The sequence below is a fragment of the Pseudidiomarina halophila genome, from assembly GCF_003987215.1.
Taxonomy (GTDB): Bacteria; Pseudomonadota; Gammaproteobacteria; order Enterobacterales; family Alteromonadaceae; genus Pseudidiomarina; species Pseudidiomarina halophila.
On record NZ_PIPW01000001.1, the window covers coordinates 919,491 to 938,048 of the forward strand.

General features: G+C 50.4%; 14 protein-coding genes. 5 read left to right on the forward strand and 9 right to left on the reverse strand.

What is annotated here, in order from left to right:
• Positions 1–88: 88 nt before the first annotated feature.
• Positions 89–577, reverse strand: a complete 489-nt coding sequence (locus tag CWI69_RS04370; RefSeq protein ID WP_126762219.1) for a TspO/MBR family protein — start codon at positions 575–577, stop codon at positions 89–91.
• A 109-nt stretch (positions 578–686) separates the two neighbouring features.
• Here CWI69_RS04370 and CWI69_RS04375 point away from each other — a divergent pair, with 109 nt between their 5' ends.
• Both CWI69_RS04375 and CWI69_RS04380 read left to right on the forward strand, forming a co-directional pair.
• Positions 687–2,534 carry a long-chain-acyl-CoA synthetase gene (locus CWI69_RS04375; RefSeq protein WP_126762221.1) on the forward strand — a complete coding sequence of 616 codons (1,848 nt, stop codon included), beginning with the start codon at positions 687–689 and terminating at the stop codon, positions 2,532–2,534.
• Between the two features lie 79 nt (positions 2,535–2,613).
• Positions 2,614–3,864: a DUF418 domain-containing protein gene (locus tag CWI69_RS04380; RefSeq protein WP_126762223.1), complete on the forward strand. Its 1,251-nt coding sequence runs from the start codon at positions 2,614–2,616 to the stop codon at positions 3,862–3,864.
• On the opposite strand, the gene CWI69_RS04385 is transcribed toward CWI69_RS04380, so the two are convergent.
• The 7 genes from CWI69_RS04385 to CWI69_RS04415 all read right to left on the reverse strand — a co-directional run bounded on the left by CWI69_RS04385 (position 3,837) and on the right by CWI69_RS04415 (position 11,597).
• Entirely contained in the window at positions 3,837–4,232 is a 396-nt protein-coding gene (locus CWI69_RS04385; RefSeq protein ID WP_126762225.1) for a YchJ family protein, read from the reverse strand. The two genes, CWI69_RS04380 and CWI69_RS04385, sit on opposite strands and share 28 nt — an antisense overlap.
• The gene (gene prpF / locus CWI69_RS04390; protein WP_126762227.1) at positions 4,232–5,434 is read right to left on the reverse strand and encodes a 2-methylaconitate cis-trans isomerase PrpF; all 1,203 of its coding nucleotides are present in this window, start codon (positions 5,432–5,434) and stop codon (positions 4,232–4,234) included. Before prpF ends, CWI69_RS04385 begins: the two co-directional genes overlap by 1 nt.
• A gap of 2 nt (positions 5,435–5,436) precedes the next feature.
• Positions 5,437–8,034, reverse strand: a complete 2,598-nt coding sequence (gene acnD, locus CWI69_RS04395) for a Fe/S-dependent 2-methylisocitrate dehydratase AcnD (protein WP_126762229.1) — start codon at positions 8,032–8,034, stop codon at positions 5,437–5,439.
• Positions 8,035–8,059: 25 nt separating this feature from the next.
• Positions 8,060–9,184: a bifunctional 2-methylcitrate synthase/citrate synthase gene (gene prpC, locus CWI69_RS04400; protein ID WP_126762231.1), complete on the reverse strand. Its 1,125-nt coding sequence runs from the start codon at positions 9,182–9,184 to the stop codon at positions 8,060–8,062.
• Positions 9,185–9,323: 139 nt separating this feature from the next.
• The gene (gene prpB / locus CWI69_RS04405) at positions 9,324–10,202 is read right to left on the reverse strand and encodes a methylisocitrate lyase (protein WP_126762233.1); all 879 of its coding nucleotides are present in this window, start codon (positions 10,200–10,202) and stop codon (positions 9,324–9,326) included.
• A 1-nt stretch (position 10,203) separates the two neighbouring features.
• Positions 10,204–10,887, reverse strand: coding sequence for a GntR family transcriptional regulator (locus tag CWI69_RS04410; protein WP_126762235.1), 684 nt, complete (start codon positions 10,885–10,887; stop codon positions 10,204–10,206).
• A 200-nt stretch (positions 10,888–11,087) separates the two neighbouring features.
• Positions 11,088–11,597, reverse strand: coding sequence for a fasciclin domain-containing protein (locus CWI69_RS04415; RefSeq protein ID WP_241971025.1), 510 nt, complete (start codon positions 11,595–11,597; stop codon positions 11,088–11,090).
• Positions 11,598–11,806: 209 nt separating this feature from the next.
• Between CWI69_RS04415 and CWI69_RS04420 the strand changes: the two genes are divergently transcribed.
• From CWI69_RS04420 to CWI69_RS04430, 3 genes are read left to right on the forward strand one after another with little or no spacing between them, the layout of a single operon-like run.
• Positions 11,807–12,403, forward strand: coding sequence for a YceI family protein (locus tag CWI69_RS04420; RefSeq protein WP_126762237.1), 597 nt, complete (start codon positions 11,807–11,809; stop codon positions 12,401–12,403).
• Positions 12,393–12,866, forward strand: a complete 474-nt coding sequence (locus CWI69_RS04425; RefSeq protein ID WP_157984238.1) for a GNAT family N-acetyltransferase — start codon at positions 12,393–12,395, stop codon at positions 12,864–12,866. The genes CWI69_RS04420 and CWI69_RS04425 overlap by 11 nt, the downstream gene beginning before the upstream one ends.
• A gap of 46 nt (positions 12,867–12,912) precedes the next feature.
• Positions 12,913–16,419, forward strand: a complete 3,507-nt coding sequence (locus CWI69_RS04430; protein ID WP_126762241.1) for a putative bifunctional diguanylate cyclase/phosphodiesterase — start codon at positions 12,913–12,915, stop codon at positions 16,417–16,419.
• On the opposite strand, the gene CWI69_RS04435 is transcribed toward CWI69_RS04430, so the two are convergent.
• Positions 16,400–18,481 carry a BCCT family transporter gene (locus tag CWI69_RS04435; RefSeq protein WP_126762243.1) on the reverse strand — a complete coding sequence of 694 codons (2,082 nt, stop codon included), beginning with the start codon at positions 18,479–18,481 and terminating at the stop codon, positions 16,400–16,402. The two genes, CWI69_RS04430 and CWI69_RS04435, sit on opposite strands and share 20 nt — an antisense overlap.
• Positions 18,482–18,558: the final 77 nt, after the last annotated feature.

Here is an 18,558-nt window from a genome sequence, read left to right on the forward strand (position 1 = left end):
CGAACTTCTCTGCATAGTGCAGAAGTTCAACTTCACTATAACGAGGAGGGATTGACCCTGCTGCTGCTTTACGAGCTTTTTGCAGTTTTTACAAAACGTAAGGATTGAGCTGCCAGATGCTGTAATTCAGAAACATCGCGAAACTCACCCATACCAGGTACGGCAACATTAAAATCGCAGCTGCCCTGTTGAGCCGCCAGTAAAGAACAATCGTTGCGACAATGGCGCACCACAGCAGAATGATTTCAACAAAGCTGACGGCGCCCAGATACCAGGCAAAGAACAGCCAACTCCACAGCATATTGAGGCCCAGCTGCACCAAATTCACCTGCAATGCCCGCTTCGCCAGTCCGCTAAAGCCATACTCACGCCATACCAGCCAGGCAGCAATGGCCATCATGGTGTAAAGCGTGGTCCACACCGGACCAAATAACCACGCCGGCGGCGCCCACTCGGGCAGCATCAGTTCACGATAAAACACCGGCGCATTGGCTGAGCCCCAGCCACCAATAGCGGCAACAATGAATGACAACGCCAACCAACCGAGTAAACCACCTATCTGCTTCATTAACGACATAAAACATCCTCTGTAGTATCACTATTTATTAACATACCATTTCTATCTTAGTGAAATTCGTACAGAATACGAATTATTGCCCGATTTGGATGGCTTGCAAGTGGCCCAAATGAAAACAAATCATTCCAAAAACACTTTTTCATTGCTTGATGTTGGTCATGCTCTGGTGCGTTTCACACCGCGTCTGCCACGTCTCGTTATGACCTTACTGCAATTGGCCCGCACCGATAAAAACCAACGTGGCTCAACCGGCTATTACCTGCAACAAGCGGCCGCCCGCCATCCAGACCGTATTCTGCTGAAATTTGCCGACAGACAGTACAGCTATGCCGATTTTAATCACTGGGTGAATCAACTCGCGCATACCTTAAAAGATTACGGTATCAAGCGCGGAGACTGTGTCGGCCTGCTGTTTCGCAACAGCCCTGAACAAGTTGCCTGGGCCTTCGCGATTAACAAGCTTGGCGCAACCGCTGGCATGCTGAATCCGAAGCAACGCAATGGACAGCTGGCCCATAGCATTCGGGTGATTCAGCCCTGTTTAGTGATTGCGACGAATGAGTTCGCGGAAAACCTGAACGAGGTGACAGGCGAACTATCGGCCTCGTGCCGTATTTTCCTGAGCGGGCCCGATAGCAAAGCTGCGCCATTAGATACCGGGCAAGAAAAATTTGTGGATCTGCAACCTTATCTGGCGCCTTACCGGGACCTCAGGCACTGTAGTAACCCACCCGAAACCGCAGACATTCGTCTTGGTGAAAACAGTTTTTACGTGCTTACATCCGGCACCACAGGCCTCCCTAAGGCGGCAGCCATGACTCATCTGCGCTGGTACAAAGCCGGTATTGGCTTTGGCCGTATGGCTATCGGCCTGAAGCCAGAAGACACGGTGTACAACACCCTGCCGCTCTACCACAACACAGCCTTATCCATCGCTCTCAGTTCGGTGATCATGACCGGCTGCACCTTAGCTTTAGCTGAAAAGTTCAGCGCCACCCAGTTCTGGTCTGAAGTCAGACGTTTCAATGCGACCTGTTTTGTTTATGTGGGCGAGCTTTGCCGCTACCTGCTGCAGCAACCGAAGGACGTCATGGACGCTAGCAATCCGGTGCATGCGATACTTGGCAACGGTCTGCGACCGGAGCTCTGGGACCAGTTTCAAAAGCGCTTCGCCATTCCCCGGATCTGCGAACTCTATGGCGCCAGTGAGGGCAACGTAGCCTTTGTTAATGCCTTCAATCTAAAGCGTACCGTTGGCTTTTCGCCGATGACCTACGCCATTGTGCAGTTTGACTTTGAGCATGAAACGCCTCGGCGTGACGCTACCGGTCGACTGCAAAAGGTTGCCAAAGGTGAGGTTGGCCTGCTGCTTACCGAAGTCTCTGCCAAGGCACCTTTTGATGGCTACACCCATAACCCTGAAGCCAACCAGGCCAAGTTATTCCACGATGTGTTTAAGCCCGGCGACTGCTGGTTTAATACGGGCGATTTGGTGCGCCGGCAGGGCTATCGGCATATCGCCTTCGTTGATCGGGTTGGCGATACTTTTCGCTGGAAGTCAGAGAACGTTGCCACCACAGAAGTTGAAGCGCAAGTTACGACGTTTAGTGATGTCGTAGAAGCCGTTGCTTATGGTGTCAAAGTTCCCTTTACCGAAGGTCGGGCGGGAATGGTTTCGGTGGTGTTACAACAGGGCCGCGAGTTTAATCCACACGCCTTCTATCAGCACTTATCCGCAAAGCTACCCGATTACGCCCTGCCCCGGTTTGTACGCCTGCGCGACGCACACGAGCTCACCACCACCTTTAAAGTGAAGAAATCCCAGTTAAAACGCGAAAGTTTTAGTCTGACCGACATTACCGACAAACTTTTTGTTCTGCTGGATACGCAGCAGGGCTACCAACCTCTGGACGAACCGACTTACCGGGCCATTAACTCAGGCAAGGTGCGCTTCTGAGAGGACACAATTAAAGTTGTTTTTTAAATTTTAATGACTAGGATTAAACGTCAAAATAACAACTAAAAAGAGTTTAATCATGACCACCCTCACCCGCCCTGTTAGTGCCAACGAGCGCATCCACATGCTTGATGTCATTCGTGGTTTTGCGCTGCTTGGTATTCTGCTAATGAACATCGAGTTTTTCCAACGGCCGTTGACCGCGATGATGTTTGGCTTTGATAATAGCCTTACAGGTATCGACCGCAGCGTTGGCTGGATCGTATTTACCTTTGTTCAGGGTAAGTTCTACACCATGTTTTCGTTACTGTTTGGCATTGGTTTCGTAATTTTTTATGATCGTGCTAAACAGCATCATGACAGCCCGCGCTGGTTGTTTTTTCGCCGCCTGTTAATCCTTGGCCTGTTTGGCTTCGTCCATATCGCCTACATCTGGGGAGGTGATATATTGCTGACCTACGCCATAGTTGGCCTGCTGTTGTTGTTTTTTATCAATAGCAGTGCGGCACGGCTGTGGAAATGGGGGGTGGCGTTTTTCCTGCTTCCGGTCCTGATGTTCTGGTTAGGTGCTGTCAGCCTGCATTTTGCCATGCAGTCACCGGAGTTTGCGCAAGGCGTGATGGCCGACCAGGAGCAAATGCAGCAAACGGCAAACGCAGTAATTGCCAGTGCCGAACAGGCTTATGCTACGGGATCCTATGCTGATGTACTGCAAGCCCGTCAGGCTGAATTAATGATGATTTATGGCGGCGGTGGTGCGATCTTCTTCCTGCCCACCATACTAGGGATTTTCCTGATTGGCGCATCATTTGCCCGTAACGGCATTTTTACCTCGTTTGATAAACGTCCTACTGCGTATAAACAATTACTGCGCTGGGGGCTTATTCTGGGCTTACCTTCGGCGCTTTATGTCGGCTTTTACGGCACCGACGTTGAGATGATGATACCAACACTTGAATCAGCGCTTGGCTACACCATCATGCAAATCGCAAACTTTGGTCTGTGTTTTGCGTACATGGCGATAATTGCCCTTGCCATGCGTGGTGCCTATCGGGCCAAACGTGAACATTGGCTGCAGAACTTAGCACCAGCCGGACGTATGGCCTTAACTAACTACCTTACCCACTCCATTGTCTTCACCACATTGTTTTATGGTTATGGATTAAGTCTGTACGGTGAGTATGGCCGGGCGACAGCAACGGCAATGGCGATTGTGCTGTGGTTGCTGCAGATCCCATTCAGCAAATGGTGGCTCAGCCGCTTCAAGTACGGTCCGTGTGAATGGCTGTGGCGCTGCGCAACTTACGGTAAGTTTTTTGCTTTTAAATAGAACCAGCGACCGTCCTCTTTGACAAATTCAGAGAGTTCTTCGTGCATGCCAATATCAGAGCCGACCTGAAAATAGGCGCGAAAGTGGACCTGGCCCTGCGCGCCTTTTTGACTGCTATTCACAATCTGTAACTGCACCCATTTGGGATTGTCTGTAAGATCAAGGGTGTGGGGACGCGTCGATGGATGCCAGGTATTTAACAGATAATCACGTAACCCCAATGCAAAGGCACTGTAGCGTGATCGCATTAACTGCTCTGGCGAGGAAGGTAAAGCCGCTTCACCCGCATTTTGCAGGTGAAAACGGCCACAACATTTGCGGTACAAACCACCACCACAGGGGCATTTCTTCGGAGCCTTAACCGGCATTAGAAGCAATCACCCGGTACCCGTACCCAACCTTCCATCAATACCCGCGCACTGCGGCTCATGATAGCTTTGGTCACGGTCCATTCGCCGTTGGTTTGTTTAGCTTCAGCACCCACCTGCAAGGTACCAGACGGGTGCCCGAAACGAATCGAGGTGCGATCGCCACCACCGGCAGCAAGATTCACCAAGGTACCGGGTACCGCGGCTGCGGCGGCAATAGCAACTGCTGCGGTGCCCATCATTGCATGATGCAATTTACCCATGGACATCGCACGCACCAGCACATCAATATCGGTCAGATGGATCTGTTTGCCACTGGAGGCCATGTAGTCCTGCGGCGGCGCAACAAAGGCAATTTTCGGCGTGTGCTGACGGTTACCCGCCTCGGCTACATCATCGATTAAGCCCATTTTCACTGCACCATGGGCGCGCAGGCTCTCAAACATCTGCAAGGCCTGGGGATCTTCATTGATTGCCCCTTGCAGCTCCGTACCCGTATAACCGATAGCTTCGGCATTGACGAAAATCGTCGGGATACCGGCGTTGATAAAGGTGGCCTGCAACTCTCCTAAGCCGGGAACTTCGAAGCTATCCACCACGTTGCCGGTTGGGAACATGGCGCCACTACCTTCACCGTCATCGGCCGCCGGGTCCATAAACTCAACCTGCACTTCCGCGGCCGGAAAGGTTACACCGTCAAGCTCGAAATCACCGGTTTCCTGTACTTCGCCATTGCACATAGGCACCCGGGCGACGATCGTCTTCTCGATATTGGCCTGCCAGATCCGCACCGTGCAAATACCATTTTCAGGGATCTGATCCGCTTCGACCAGGCCATTACTGATGGCAAAGGATCCCACCGCTGCGGTTAAGTTGCCGCAGTTACCGCTCCAGTCGATAAAAGGCTTATCAATTGACACCTGACCAAACAAATAGTCGACATCATGATCGGCTTTGTTGCTGCGCGATAAGATCACCGTTTTACTCGTGCTCGAGGTCGCGCCACCCATGCCATCGGTATGCTTGCCATAAGGATCGGGACTGCCGATCACCCGCAACAATAACTTATCGCGCGCGGCACCTGGTTGCTGTGCCACTTCTGGCAAATCGTCGAGGCGGAAGAATACCCCTTTTGACGTCCCGCCACGCATATAGGTGGCGGGAATTTTGATTTGCGGAGCAAAGGTCGTTGTATCTGCCATAACTAGCTTGCCTCGGCTTCTAAGAAGTCCTGAGCGAAGCGCTGCAGCACACCACCGGCGGAGTAAATCGATAACTCTTCAGCAGTATCCAGACGACATTTCACCGGCACTTCGACAGTTTCAGTTGCATTGCGATGGATAACCAGTGTCATGGTTGCACCAGGGGCAATATCACCTTTCACGTCGTAGGTTTCGGTACCGTTAAGCTCCAGGGTTTTGCGTGTGGTTCCCGCTTCGAACTCCAGCGGCAGCACGCCCATACCGATCAGGTTGGTACGGTGAATACGCTCGAAACCTTCGGCGACGATACATTCCACGCCAGCTAAGCGTACGCCTTTGGCCGCCCAGTCACGTGACGAGCCCTGACCGTAGTCAGCACCAGCCACGATAATCAATGGCTGCTTACGTTCCATGTAGGTTTCAATCGCTTCCCACATGCGCAGCACTTCGCCTTCCGGTTCAACCCGGGCCCATGAGCCCTGAATCACCGCACCCTTCTCATCACGAACCATCTCATTGAAGAGTTTCGGGTTAGCAAAAGTTGCACGTTGCGCCGTCAGGTGATCACCCCTATGGGTTGCATAGGAGTTAAAGTCTTCTTCCGGTACGCCCATTTTGGTCAGGTACTCACCGGCAGCACTGTCGGCCATGATCGCATTTGAAGGCGATAAATGATCCGTGGTGATGTTGTCACCTAAAATTGCCAGTGGCCGCATCCCTTTCAGCTGATTTTCCGAAGCGAACGAACCTTCCCAGTACGGCGGACGGCGGATATAAGTACTCATCTTGCGCCAGTCGTACAATGGATTGGTTTGATCCCCATAATCCACCGACAAGCTGAACATAGGGTCGTATACTTTACGGAACTGTTCCGGTTTCACCGACGATTTTACAATGGCGTCGATTTCTTCATCGCTAGGCCAGATATCTTTCAGCGTAATCGGCTTACCTTGCTGGTCAAAACCCAGTGGGTCTTTCTCGATATCAAAGCGGATGGTACCGGCAATGGCATAGGCCACAACTAATGGCGGTGAGGCCAAAAACGCTTGCTTTGCGTAGGGATGAATACGGCCGTCAAAGTTACGGTTACCCGACAACACCGCAGTGGAATACAAGTCACGGTCAATGATCTCCTGCTGGATTTTCGGGTCCAGCGAGCCACTCATGCCGTTACAGGTGGTACAGGCAAAGGCAACGACGCCGAAACCAAGTTCTTCCAGCTCAGGTAGCAACTCAGCTTCTTCCAGGTACATTTTTACCGTTTTCGAGCCTGGCGCCAGTGAGGACTTCACCCATGGCTTGCGGGTTAAGCCAAGCTTATTTGCATTACGAGCGATCAAACCTGCCGCGATCATGTTGCGCGGGTTGCTGGTATTGGTACAACTGGTAATTGCCGCGATGATGCAGGCTCCATCCGGCATTAGGCCTTCTTCGTTCTCGACTTTGCCGGAGATCCCGCGTTTCGCCAAATCAGATGCTGGCAGCAAGGCATGCGGATTCGAGGGTCCGGCCAGGTTGCGTTGCACTTTGTTTAAGTCGAAGGTCAGAACGCGTTCGTATTCGGCAGTTTTCAGGCTATCAGCCCATAAGCCGGTTTCTTTAGCGAACTGCTCGACCAACTGCACCTGCTCATCTTCGCGTCCGGTCAGCTTCAGGTAGTCGATGGTTTGTCCGTCGATGTAAAACATCGCGGCGGTAGCGCCGTATTCTGGCGTCATATTCGAAATGGTAGCGCGATCACCCACGGTCAGCGCATCAGCACCTTCACCGTAAAACTCGAGATAAGCGCCCACTACTCGTTCTTTACGCAAAAATTCGGTCAGCGCAAGCACCAGATCGGTACTGGTAATTCCAGGCTGCATTTTGCCGGTCAGTTCAACGCCGATAATATCCGGCAAGCGCATGTACGAAGCACGGCCAAGCATTACGCTTTCTGCTTCCAGACCACCGACGCCAACTGAAATCACACCCAATGCGTCAACCATAGGGGTATGACTGTCGGTACCTACGCAGGTATCAGGAAACGCCACGCCATCTCGCACTTGCACCACTGGCGACATTTTCTCCAGATTAATTTGATGCATGATGCCATTGCCCGGCGGGATCACATCAACATTTTTAAATGCGGTTTTGGTCCAGTTGATAAAGTGGAAACGGTCATCGTTGCGGCGGTCTTCGATCACCCGGTTTTTTTCAAACGCATCTTTTTCGAAGCCTGCGTGTTCCACCGCCAATGAGTGATCGACGATCAACTGCGTTGGCACAACGGGATTAACTTTTGCCGGATCGCCACCCTTGGCGGCAATGGCATCACGTAACCCGGCTAAATCAACTAATGCCGTCTGCCCGAGAATATCGTGGCAAACCACACGTGCTGGATACCAGGGAAAATCGCGATCATTTTTGCGGTAAATAAACTGGCTTAAGGCCTCAGTCAACTGCGCCGGTTCACACCGGCGCACGAGGTTCTCAGCCAAAATTCGTGAGGTATACGGCAGTTTATCGTAGGCACCTGGCTCGATGTCTTCGATCGCTTGACGCGTGTCGTAGTACATCAATGAGGTACCCGGTAACTGCTTCCGATACGCTTCATTATACATCAACAAACTCCTTGGCTACGGCGTCTTAGCGCTCGTTCAGTGCGGGTACCGGACGTGGCTCTGGACCAACATAGTCAGCACTTGGACGAATAATACGGTTATTTTCACGCTGCTCTTTCACGTGTGCAGTCCAACCGGTCACCCGCGACATGACGAAAATCGGCGTGAACAACTTGGTTGGGATGCCCATGAAGTGATAAGCCGAGGCATGGAAGAAGTCAGCGTTAGGAAACAGTTTCTTCTCGCGCCACATCACCTCTTCGCAACGTACCGACACATCATATAAGCGAGTATCGCCGTTTTCTTTGGCTAATTTCTCAGACCAGGCTTTGATGATGTCATTGCGCGGATCAAATTCGCGGTAAACCGCGTGGCCAAAGCCCATGATCTTTTCTTTACGCTCGAGCATGCCCATCAGGGTTTTCTCGGCATCATCGGGATCTTTCATATCTTCGATCAATTCCATGGCCGCTTCGTTAGCACCGCCATGCAATGGACCGCGCAGTGAACCTATAGCACCTGTGACACAAGAGAAAATGTCCGACAACGTCGAAGCACAAACCCGCGCGGTAAAGGTTGACGCGTTAAATTCATGCTCTGCGTACAGAATCAACGAAGTGTTCATCACATCAGTGTGCAACTGTGATGGCTTCTCACCGTGCAACAACTCGAGGAAGTGAGCACCAATTGAATCGGCATCAGTATCTGTCTCGATCCGCTTGTTGTTGTGGCTGAAGTGGTACCAGTACAGCAACATGCTTGGGAATGCCGCCAACAGACGCTCGATTTTATCGTCCGCCTGATCAAAATCTTCTTCAGGTTCAATATTGCCCAGGAACGAACAGCCCGTACGCATCACATCCATCGGATGGGCATCAGCAGGAATACGCTCAAGCACATCTTTCAGTGACTGTGGCAAACCACGAAGTTTTGCTAAACGACCTTTATAAGCCGCCAGCGCATCAGCTTTTGGCAATTCGCCATGGGCCAACAAATACGCGACTTCTTCAAAGCTTACTTTTTCCGCTAATTCTTTAATGTCGTAACCTGCATAGGTCAGGCCTGAACCGCTTTTCCCCACGGTGCATAATTTGGTTTCACCAGCTACTTGTCCGCGCAATCCAGCGCCACTCAATTTTTTATCAACCATCTTTAGCTCCTTATCCTAAAATCAAAATCGTTACTCGTGCGCTTCGCTGTTCGTTGTTCGTACGCTGCGCTGTTCGTGGTTGCGAACAGTGAGCGCAGCGAACGCTCGAGTAACGAATAACGAATAACGCTCTTGTTTTTTACTTGTTGAACAGTGAGTCGAGTTTTTCTTCGAACGCGTGATAATTCAAAAAGTCATACAATTCAGCGCGCGTTTGCATGCTGTCGACCACAGCTTTCTGATCGCCGTTAGCCAGAATACTCTCATATACATTTAACGCTGCTTTATTCATCGCCCGGAAGGCGCTAAGTGGATACAACACCATTTCCACGCCGACATCCGCAAGTTCCTGTTTATTGAACAACGGCGTTGCCCCGAATTCCGTAATGTTAGCAAGAACTGGCACATTTAGCGCCTTTGTGAAGGCCTGGTATTGGTCCAGGGTATGTACAGCTTCAGCGAAAATTGCATCGGCGCCGGCATCAACACAGGCCTGGGCGCGCTCAATCGCAGCTTCAAGACCTTCCTGTTGCAGGGCATCAGTACGCGCCATAATCAAAAACTGGTCGTCGGTACGCGCATCGACTGCGGCTTTTACCCGGTCGACCATTTCCCCCTGGCTGACGATTTCTTTATTCGGGCGGTGTCCGCAACGTTTTTGTGCAACCTGATCTTCAATGTGGAAACCTGCAGCACCGGCACGGGTCATTTCTTTGACGGTACGCGCGATGTTAAATGCACCGCCCCATCCTGTATCAGCATCAACCAGCAAAGGCACATCAGTGGCACCAGTGATCCGGCGAATATCTTCGCAAACATCATTTAATGAGGTCATACCCAGATCCGGTAAACCAAAAGAGGCGTTTGCTACCCCAGCGCCAGAGAGGTAAAGCGCTTTGTGGCCTACCTTCTCTGCCATCATTGCGGTATAGGCGTTGATGGTGCCGACAATTTGTAATGGGTTTTCGTCCTGGATGGCCTGGCGTAATTTTGCGCCAGCACTTGTAAGATGAGTCATATTAGGTCCTTTGTGCTTGCAGTTGTTGTTCGATATTGCGGCGTGATGCGCTGATATGGCGGCGCATCAGCAAATCCGCAAGTTCGCCATCGCGATTGGCGATGGCATTTAGGATCGCTTTGTGTTCATCAAAAGCACGCGAAACGCGCGGTCCATTCATGCCCATTTGTACCCGGTACATGCGCACTAAATAGTAGAGTTCATCACAAAGCATATTGATTAAATAAGGGTTTTTGCTGCCGAGAATGACACGATAATGAAAGTCCAGGTCACCGGCTTCCTGATAGTAACTCTCGCCCTCACGTACACGTTGTGTCGACAGGTGTTGATCGAGTAACGCAGCTAATTCTTCAATTTCTTGCGCCGGCATTTGCTCAGCGGCCAGTCGACACGCTAAGCCTTCCAGCTCTTCCCGGATTTGGTAAAGCGAGATAAGTCCTTCAGGTGTGAGGGTAACTACGCGGGCACCGGCGTTCGGAGTACGTTCGATGAGGTGACAGCGTTCAAGCCGCGCCAGTGCTTCGCGCAGCGGTGCGCGACTTACATCAAAACGGCGGGCAAATTCAGGCTCGCTGATTTTACTACCGGCCGCGATGGTTCCTTCGACAATGGCGCGTTGAATTTCGTACAACACGCGATCGGAGGCGGTAATGGCCTGTCGTAATAAACTGGGGTGCTCGGTCACTTTTTCGCCTTTGCTTCAAATGGATTAGCTGCGCGTCTGACGTATCGAAACCTCACCGGATAGTGTCGACACTTTTTCAACACGCCAAGCATTTTAATGCTTCAAAGCGCCTTTTTCAATATTTTGAGCATCCAATTGTCGACAAAAAAGCAAAAACCCCGCAAAAGCGGGGTTCTATAGAAAAAGTTGGAAGACAACCGTTATTGCATTGAAGGCGGTAGAAGAACCTGATCGATGGTATGAATGACACCGTTCGATGCCTTTAGATCAGTGGCGATAACCTCAGCAGCGCCCACTTTTACTCCTTCCATACCGTTCACTGATAACTCTTCGCCCTGAACTGTTACGTGCGCCGATGCGCTACCATTAATATCGGAGCTCATAACTTTGCCGCTCAATACATGGTACGCAAGGACTGCCTGTAACCTAGCCTTATTCTCTGACTCTAAGAGAGAGTCCAGCATGCCTTCAGGCAACGCGTCAAAGGCTCTGTTTGTTGGTGCGAAAACGGTATAAGGCCCCTCTCCTCGAAGAGTTTCAACCATGTCTGCTGCTTCTAAAGCTGCAACAAAAGTTGAAAATCTCGAGTCACTGACCGCGACGTCAACGATATCCCGCTCTTCATGTGCATAGGTGTTGGCTGAAACTAAGAATGCGCCTATTACTAGCGCGCCTGCTAACCACTTATTCATTGCCGGTACGTTTAACATGGTGATCTCCTTATTGAAGTTTCACATTTTAGTTCTGCTCTGCTTATCTATGGTAGTAGTGTACGGGGGTGACTGCAAAAAGGTTTAATTTGAGCACTGATCACAACCCATGCTGTTGCTGTTCCGGCTATCTGCGTGATCAATCAAAGAGATATGCTAGTATTAGTGGTAACAGACTTTACAATTCACGAGCAAAACGAGGTGTATATATGTTGAAATCTCTATTCGGTGCGTCACTTATGGCGCTCGCCTTAAATGTTGCCACCAGTAGCTCAGTGCTGGCCGATGAGTGGCAGTTAGATACAGATCATTCGAGCTTGCACTTCGTATCAGTGAAAAATGATCACATTGCAGAGCGGCACCGCTTTACGCAACTTGAAGGTCAGCTGATCGATGGAGCACTAAAAATCAGTATTCCGGTAAGCAGCATTGATACAGAAATTCCGATCCGCAATGAACGCATGCTTGAGCATCTGTTTGAAGCCAGTGAGTTCCCGGTGGTGACTGCTACTGCGCAGGTGCCCACCGAGGTTTACGAGCACGAAACTCCTACAGGCACCTTGCCTGCTGTAATTCCGTTAACAGTGTTTATTGCCGGCGAAGCGGTTGATCTTGAAGCTATGGTGCAGGTCACTAAATTAAGTGCTGACCGCATGGTGGCGACCACATCACAGCCGATACTCATCAGAACCAAAGAGTTCGGTCTGGTCGAAGGTGTTAATAAACTACGGGAAATTGCCGGATTAGAGCGAATCGATTATGTAGTGCCTGTGACCTTTAGTGTGCAATTCGATCGTGAACGTTAATGATCAACAACTCAGCTTCCGTGCTGCAAGCGTTGCCGATGTGGCAGCGCTGACAGCACTGGAGGCCAGTTATTACCCTACCGATGGCTACCCAGCCCCTCTGTTCTTCCAGGCTCATCATCAATGGTCCGAATTATTGCAGCTGGCTTGCTGCGGCGAACAGGTCGTCGGTTATTGTATGGGCGCACCTGGTCTGCAACCACAATCACTGTGGCTGATGTCGATGCTGATTAGCGCCGAACATCGTGGCCAGGGGATTGGAGCAAAGCTACTGCGTCACTGGTTGGCAAAAGTAGATCAGCTCGGCTATCAGACCACTCAGTTGAGCGTAGCTCCGGACAACACCAATGCCATCAGGTTATATCAACAGCTGGGTTTTCGTAGCGGTGCACAAAAGCACGACTATCTGGGCCCGGGCGAGCATCGTTTACTAATGCAGCGCCAGGCATTGACCTCAGATTAAGTTTGGCACATAGTGAATCGGTGCTTCTAAAACTATAACAATAAATATGATCTATCGTCGTAGTCTCGCCCTATCGCTGGTTAACGTCACGCTTTACGTGACTATTAGCGCCACCTTTTTGTTTGGCTTGCTGGGGCTTGCTTTAAATATCTATTCACAGCCAGCCAGCGCCTTTGAACGGGTTATTTCCACCACCTCGGCAGTGGTTGCGATTGCTGTTGCCTTTGCACTTTTTGGCCTCGCGGCAAAACGTCGTTTAATCCAGATCTTCTCAGCAGCAGTGGTTATTCTCGCTGCCTTACACAGCCTGATAATCAATCTCTCCATCGCTTCGATTTTTTATCTGGACTTTTTAAAAGCCATTGATGCTTATTTCTATCCGCCCGTAGCGCTCACTTTCGTGCTCCTTGGCATTACCTTGATGCTGAATCCCCGAGAACCCATTCAGCGCCGTTGGATGCGTGTTTTTGCAAGTTTTCTGGTGCTGCTGTCGCTGGCGGCGATGGCACTGCATTTTGTCGAAAATGGCTTTGCCTATTTAGGTCCGCATCCACCTGTTACCTCGCTCGCATCCCTGACGTTGTTGCTGATCGGGATCTCATTACTGTTAAGCAGTTCGAATCGGGTGCTATTATTCCGGCTCAATAATAATCCTGCCGCCTGGGTCACCTTTGTCTTCATCAGCATCATTTGCTGCGCCTGGTTTATTCTTAGTCTGAATCAGATCAAAGAGATCCGTGCCGAAGCTATCACCACAATTGAAAAAGTCGCCCAAGTTCGGCAACAAACCATTCAGGTCAATATCCAGGTGTTGAATCGCTTGCGGGAGCGCTGGCAAGAACTCGGGATTGCGCCAACGGCGCCTTTTGCCCAATTTGACGTCGCTACTTATTTGCGTGACATCCCCCACTACCTGGGCATCCACCTGCTCGATAGCCGCGGCCGTCCGCAGTGGCAGCAGCACCGCAATGATAACGATGACTACCGTGAACACCTCAATCACCCGGAGGTACAAACCTGGCTGACCTCAGCACCACCAGATATTTCAATGCTGATCCCTCAGGAAGAGTTCCGCGCTGAAAAACGCCCGGTAGGCTTAATGTTGATGCCAGTCGGCTACGAAGCGGATCGGCGTTATTATTTATTGGTGGTCTTTGATCTTTTGCAGCTTATCAGTCCGGAAACGCGCATGTTACCGGAGAATTTAAAGGTCTATGCGGCGATGGATGACGACCGTGTGATCAGCTTCGATCAAAGCAAACCTTCACATTTAAACGAACTGTCGATCGCTAAAGCAGAGTTGAAGATTCCCTACAGCCAACCATTACAACTTTCTGTCACACTCTATTCATTCGAAGAATTGTCCAATGCATCAAATCTACGCATGCTTATTGCAACTTTGGGCTTCCTTTTCTGTATTGCATTTTTGGCTCTGACGCAGCAAAACACCATGCTAACCAAGCACAGCAGACGTTTGAATAATGTGCGCTCGCAACTGCAGGACCAACAGAGCCAGTTAAAATTTAATGAACAACAATACAGCTCGTTGTTCTTGTTTCATCCCGACGCTGTATTCTCCCTTGATCTTGAGGGTATGGTCACCAGCGCCAACCACGCTGTGCTCAACATTCTCAATGCCGATGAAGATAAAATTATCGGCAGCCATTTTAGTGCTTTTGTATTGCCCGCTGATCGACGCTACGCCGAAGAGTGTTTTCAACGCTCACTTCAGGGTGAAACCTGCCGTTATGATATCAGGGTCTTTGCCAGCCAGGGCCAGCTGCTGCATGTTCACGTCACAAACTTGCCTATTGTCATTAACGGTGAAATTACCGGTGTATTTGGGATAGCGAAAGACATCTCGCTACAAAAAGAACAAGATGAACAACTTAACGTATTAATGCGAAGTGTTAATGTCAGCACCAACGGCATTGTCATATCTGACGGCACGGATCCAAGCAGCCCAATCATATACAGCAATGATGCCTTTACCCGCATGACCGGTTACGCCGCGAAAGATATTGTCGGCAAACCCTGTGATTTTCTGATCGGAGAGAAAACCGACCCGGATGTGGTAGCGACAGTGCGCAAGGCTTTATCTGAACGCACGGCGTGTAAAGTTGAAGTGATCCATTACCGCAAGGATGGCAGCTATTTTTGGGATGACTTGCAGTTGGCTCCGGTGGCTGACGCAGGTGGCGTAATTACCCATTTCGTTGGTGTTCACCAGGATATTACCGACCGCATTGATAACGAGAAGTTACTCGCTTTTCAAGCGGAACATGATGCATTGACAGAGTTGTTCAACCGTTATGCCTTTGAACGCCGTTTGGCCGAAGCCATCGAATACGAGAAGCATGACTTCCAGCACGGACCACAATGGGGCGTATTGTTTATCGATTTGGATGGTTTTAAACCCATTAATGAGGCCATGGGTCTGGAAGCTGGCGACCAGGTACTTCAGCAGGTCGCTGCTCGTTTGTCCGAAAATCTAAAAGCAACCGCCTTTGCCGCTCGCTTTGCCGGGGACGAGTTTGTGGTGGCGGTGCAAACCGAAGACCTTACCGCTCTGGAGGCTCTGGGGCAAAAGTTACTCGCAGCGATTGCTGACCCCTACCCGATCCGACAACAGAAGGTTTACCTTACGGCCAGTATCGGCATAGCCTCACACTGCAATGCCTCGCAACAGGCTGTTGATTTAATCCAGCAAGCTGATATTGCCATGAGTATGGCCAAACGTCAGGGCCGTAATCACTTGTTTTTCTATAAGCCGCAAATAGCACAAAATCAGCGGCTGGACGTTAATTTACGCAATCAATTTCAGCAAGCCATCGACCAGGAACGACTGCAGTTGTTTTATCAGCCCATTGTTGATTTGAAAACCGGCAAGGTGATCGCCGCGGAAGCGCTTATGCGCTGGCAAATTCACGAAGGTAATTATGTTCCCCCGGCGAAGTTTATTCCGATGGCTGAGACCACTGGCCAAATTATTCCTGCGAGCCAATGGGCTTTCGCTCAGGCGTGTGACGATCTGCGGGTCATGCTGCAACAGCAAAGTGACTTGCAGGTTTGCGTCAATTTGTCGGCAGTACAATTTAGTCGCGCAAACTTCTTTGAACAAATAGTTGCCACCATAGAAGAACATCAACTTACCAATCAACAGGTTGAACTGGAGCTGACTGAAAGCATCCTCATGGACGACAGCGAACATGCCATTGCCTTGATTAATCGCTTCCGGGAAGCGGGACTGTCAATGACAATTGATGATTTCGGCACCGGTTTCTCGAGTTTGAGCTATCTGAAAAAGTTACCCGTTAACAAACTGAAAATCGATCGGGCCTTTATTCAGGACATCATTAAAAAGCCCAGTGACGAAGCTATCGTGCGCGGGATATTGGCAATGGCACGCCAGCTCAATATTGCAGTAGTGGCCGAAGGCATCGAAACCAAAGAACAAGCGGTCCGGCTGGCTGAATTAGGTTGCGACTATGGGCAAGGCTATTACTTCGCCAAGCCCATGCCGCTGGCTGAGTTTATGGAGTTTCTGGCTTAAGATCGTCATCGTGCTGTTGCAGATCCCAGGGCAGACTTCCCGGGGAAATATGCATGAACTGCAGGTAGTTCTCGAACTGGTTGATAACATCGTTAATGATGTCGCCCGGTTCATAGCCATACACATCATACGCCTGGCCGCCCTGACGCAGGAACACTTCAGCGCGATAATAGGTGGTATCTTCCTTGTCATCACCAATGATGGCGAATCCAGGGCGTTGATACGCACGCAGCCGCACTTCATAGTTAAACTCAATTTCTCCTTCTTTACGCACGGTCAGAATCGAGCGCACGTTCTCAGCATCGAACTCGGTCCGGGTTTCCCATTCATGACCATTGAGTTCTTTACTGACGTCGTTCAGGCAATCAATCACCGTATGCTCAATAAACTCCCGGACTTCACGTTGCTGAGGGAAATTAACCACCCCGGCAAGACGTTTTTTCCAGTAGCCCGGTCCTGCATGAACACCCCGTCGATGAGTACGCATTGCACTTTTCAGACTGGCATACTGATGCCCTTCAATGACCAGAGCTCGCCACATTCCAAAAGCAGCAATGAGAATAATAAAGGCGAAAGGTAAGGCACTGGCAATGGATGCGGTTTGTAACGCCCCCAAGCCACCAGCAAGCAACAATACACCGGCAACCAGACCTTCGGCGCTGGCCCAGAATATACGTGACCAGACTGGGGTGTCGGTACGGCCGCCTGAAGCCAGCGAGTCAATCACCAGCGAGCCGGAATCCGACGAGGTTACAAAGAAGGTTATGATTAAAATCACTGTCGCGAAGGACAAAATACTCGTCCAGGGCAGGTTTTCATAAAGCTTAAACAGTGCGATAGCTTCATTATTCTGTACTTCAGTGATGAGTGTGGTGTACCCCTCGTTCATGATCATGTTCAGGGCGGTGTCACCAAACACGCTAAACCAGAAAAAGGTAAACATGGTAGGCACAAACATCACCCCAAATACAAACTGCCGGATGGTACGGCCACGGCTTATCTTGGCAATAAACAAGCCCACAAAGGGTGCCCAGGCAATGGTCCAGCCAAAAATAAACAGGGTCCAGTTTCCGATCCAGTCACTACGGGAATAGGCCTGTAAGTTAAAGGTCCGCTCGATGATATTATTCAGGTACGCACCGGTATTTTGCAGGTAGGTTTCCAGGATGTGGACCGTCGGCCCAGCAAAGAACACAAAGAGCAAAATAAAGAGCACCAATATCATGTTGACGAACGACAGCCGTTTGATCCCTTTATCAAGCCCGGCAACCACCGACATGATGGCGAACAAAGTGATCACGGCAATAGCAATCATTTGCACGGTAGTGCCGACCGGGATCTGCGGCCACAGGTAATTCAGACCGGCATTGATCTGAATCACCGACAAGCCCAGAGTCGTGGCGATACCAAACATAGTGCCTAAAATTGCAAAGGTATCGACCGTATGTCCCGCCACGCCATGAATTTTTTCTCCAATCAAAGGGTACAGCGTTGAACGCATGGACAGCGGTAAGCCATGGCGAAAGGAGAAGTAGGCCAACACCAGGCCAACCAGACCGTAAATCGCCCAGATGTGAAAGCCCCAATGGAAATAGGCAATTTGCATGGCTTGTTTTGCAGAATCAACGGTTTCGGCAGCGCCTACAGGTGGGCTGGAATAATGTAAAACCGGTTCAGCAACACCGAAAAACAACAACGCAATACCGTAGCCAGCGGAAAACAACATGGCAAACCAGGCGACGAAACTGTATTCAGGCTCCGCATGGTCAGGGCCTAATTTAATGCGTCCCCATTTGGAAATAGCCACACTGACGATAAACACCAGGAATATAGCTACGGCCAGCATGTAAAACCAGCCAAAATCAGCAGTTATCCAGGCCAGCACGTCGCTGAACACTTCGCCGGCGAGCTCGGGATTGCTAAGTGTGCCAACGACCAGTAACGCAATAACAGCGACCGCGGGGAAAAACACCGGAGCGAGGATTGCCGAATTCCACTTTCTGGGTTCTGGCGGTTGCTCCGGGTTAGATTCCGAATCAGGTTCGGACACTGAATCTGACATGACCTACTCCTTTGCTTCGAATGTTCATTTACCCTATGTCCTTTGGTCTGAAATTTCAAATAAGACAACTATTTGCT

Coding starts and splice junctions, on each gene's coding strand:
- CWI69_RS04370 (WP_126762219.1), bottom strand. CDS start 577: ATGTCGTTAATGAAGCAGATAGGTGGTTTACTCGGTTGGTTGGCGTTG.
- CWI69_RS04375 (WP_126762221.1), top strand. CDS start 687: ATGAAAACAAATCATTCCAAAAACACTTTTTCATTGCTTGATGTTGGT.
- CWI69_RS04380 (WP_126762223.1), top strand. CDS start 2,614: ATGACCACCCTCACCCGCCCTGTTAGTGCCAACGAGCGCATCCACATG.
- CWI69_RS04385 (WP_126762225.1), bottom strand. CDS start 4,232: ATGCCGGTTAAGGCTCCGAAGAAATGCCCCTGTGGTGGTGGTTTGTAC.
- prpF (WP_126762227.1), bottom strand. CDS start 5,434: ATGGCAGATACAACGACCTTTGCTCCGCAAATCAAAATTCCCGCCACC.
- acnD (WP_126762229.1), bottom strand. CDS start 8,034: ATGTATAATGAAGCGTATCGGAAGCAGTTACCGGGTACCTCATTGATG.
- prpC (WP_126762231.1), bottom strand. CDS start 9,184: ATGGTTGATAAAAAATTGAGTGGCGCTGGATTGCGCGGACAAGTAGCT.
- prpB (WP_126762233.1), bottom strand. CDS start 10,202: ATGACTCATCTTACAAGTGCTGGCGCAAAATTACGCCAGGCCATCCAG.
- CWI69_RS04415 (WP_241971025.1), bottom strand. CDS start 11,597: ATGTTAAACGTACCGGCAATGAATAAGTGGTTAGCAGGCGCGCTAGTA.
- CWI69_RS04420 (WP_126762237.1), top strand. CDS start 11,807: ATGTTGAAATCTCTATTCGGTGCGTCACTTATGGCGCTCGCCTTAAAT.
- CWI69_RS04430 (WP_126762241.1), top strand. CDS start 12,913: ATGATCTATCGTCGTAGTCTCGCCCTATCGCTGGTTAACGTCACGCTT.
- CWI69_RS04435 (WP_126762243.1), bottom strand. CDS start 18,481: ATGTCAGATTCAGTGTCCGAACCTGATTCGGAATCTAACCCGGAGCAA.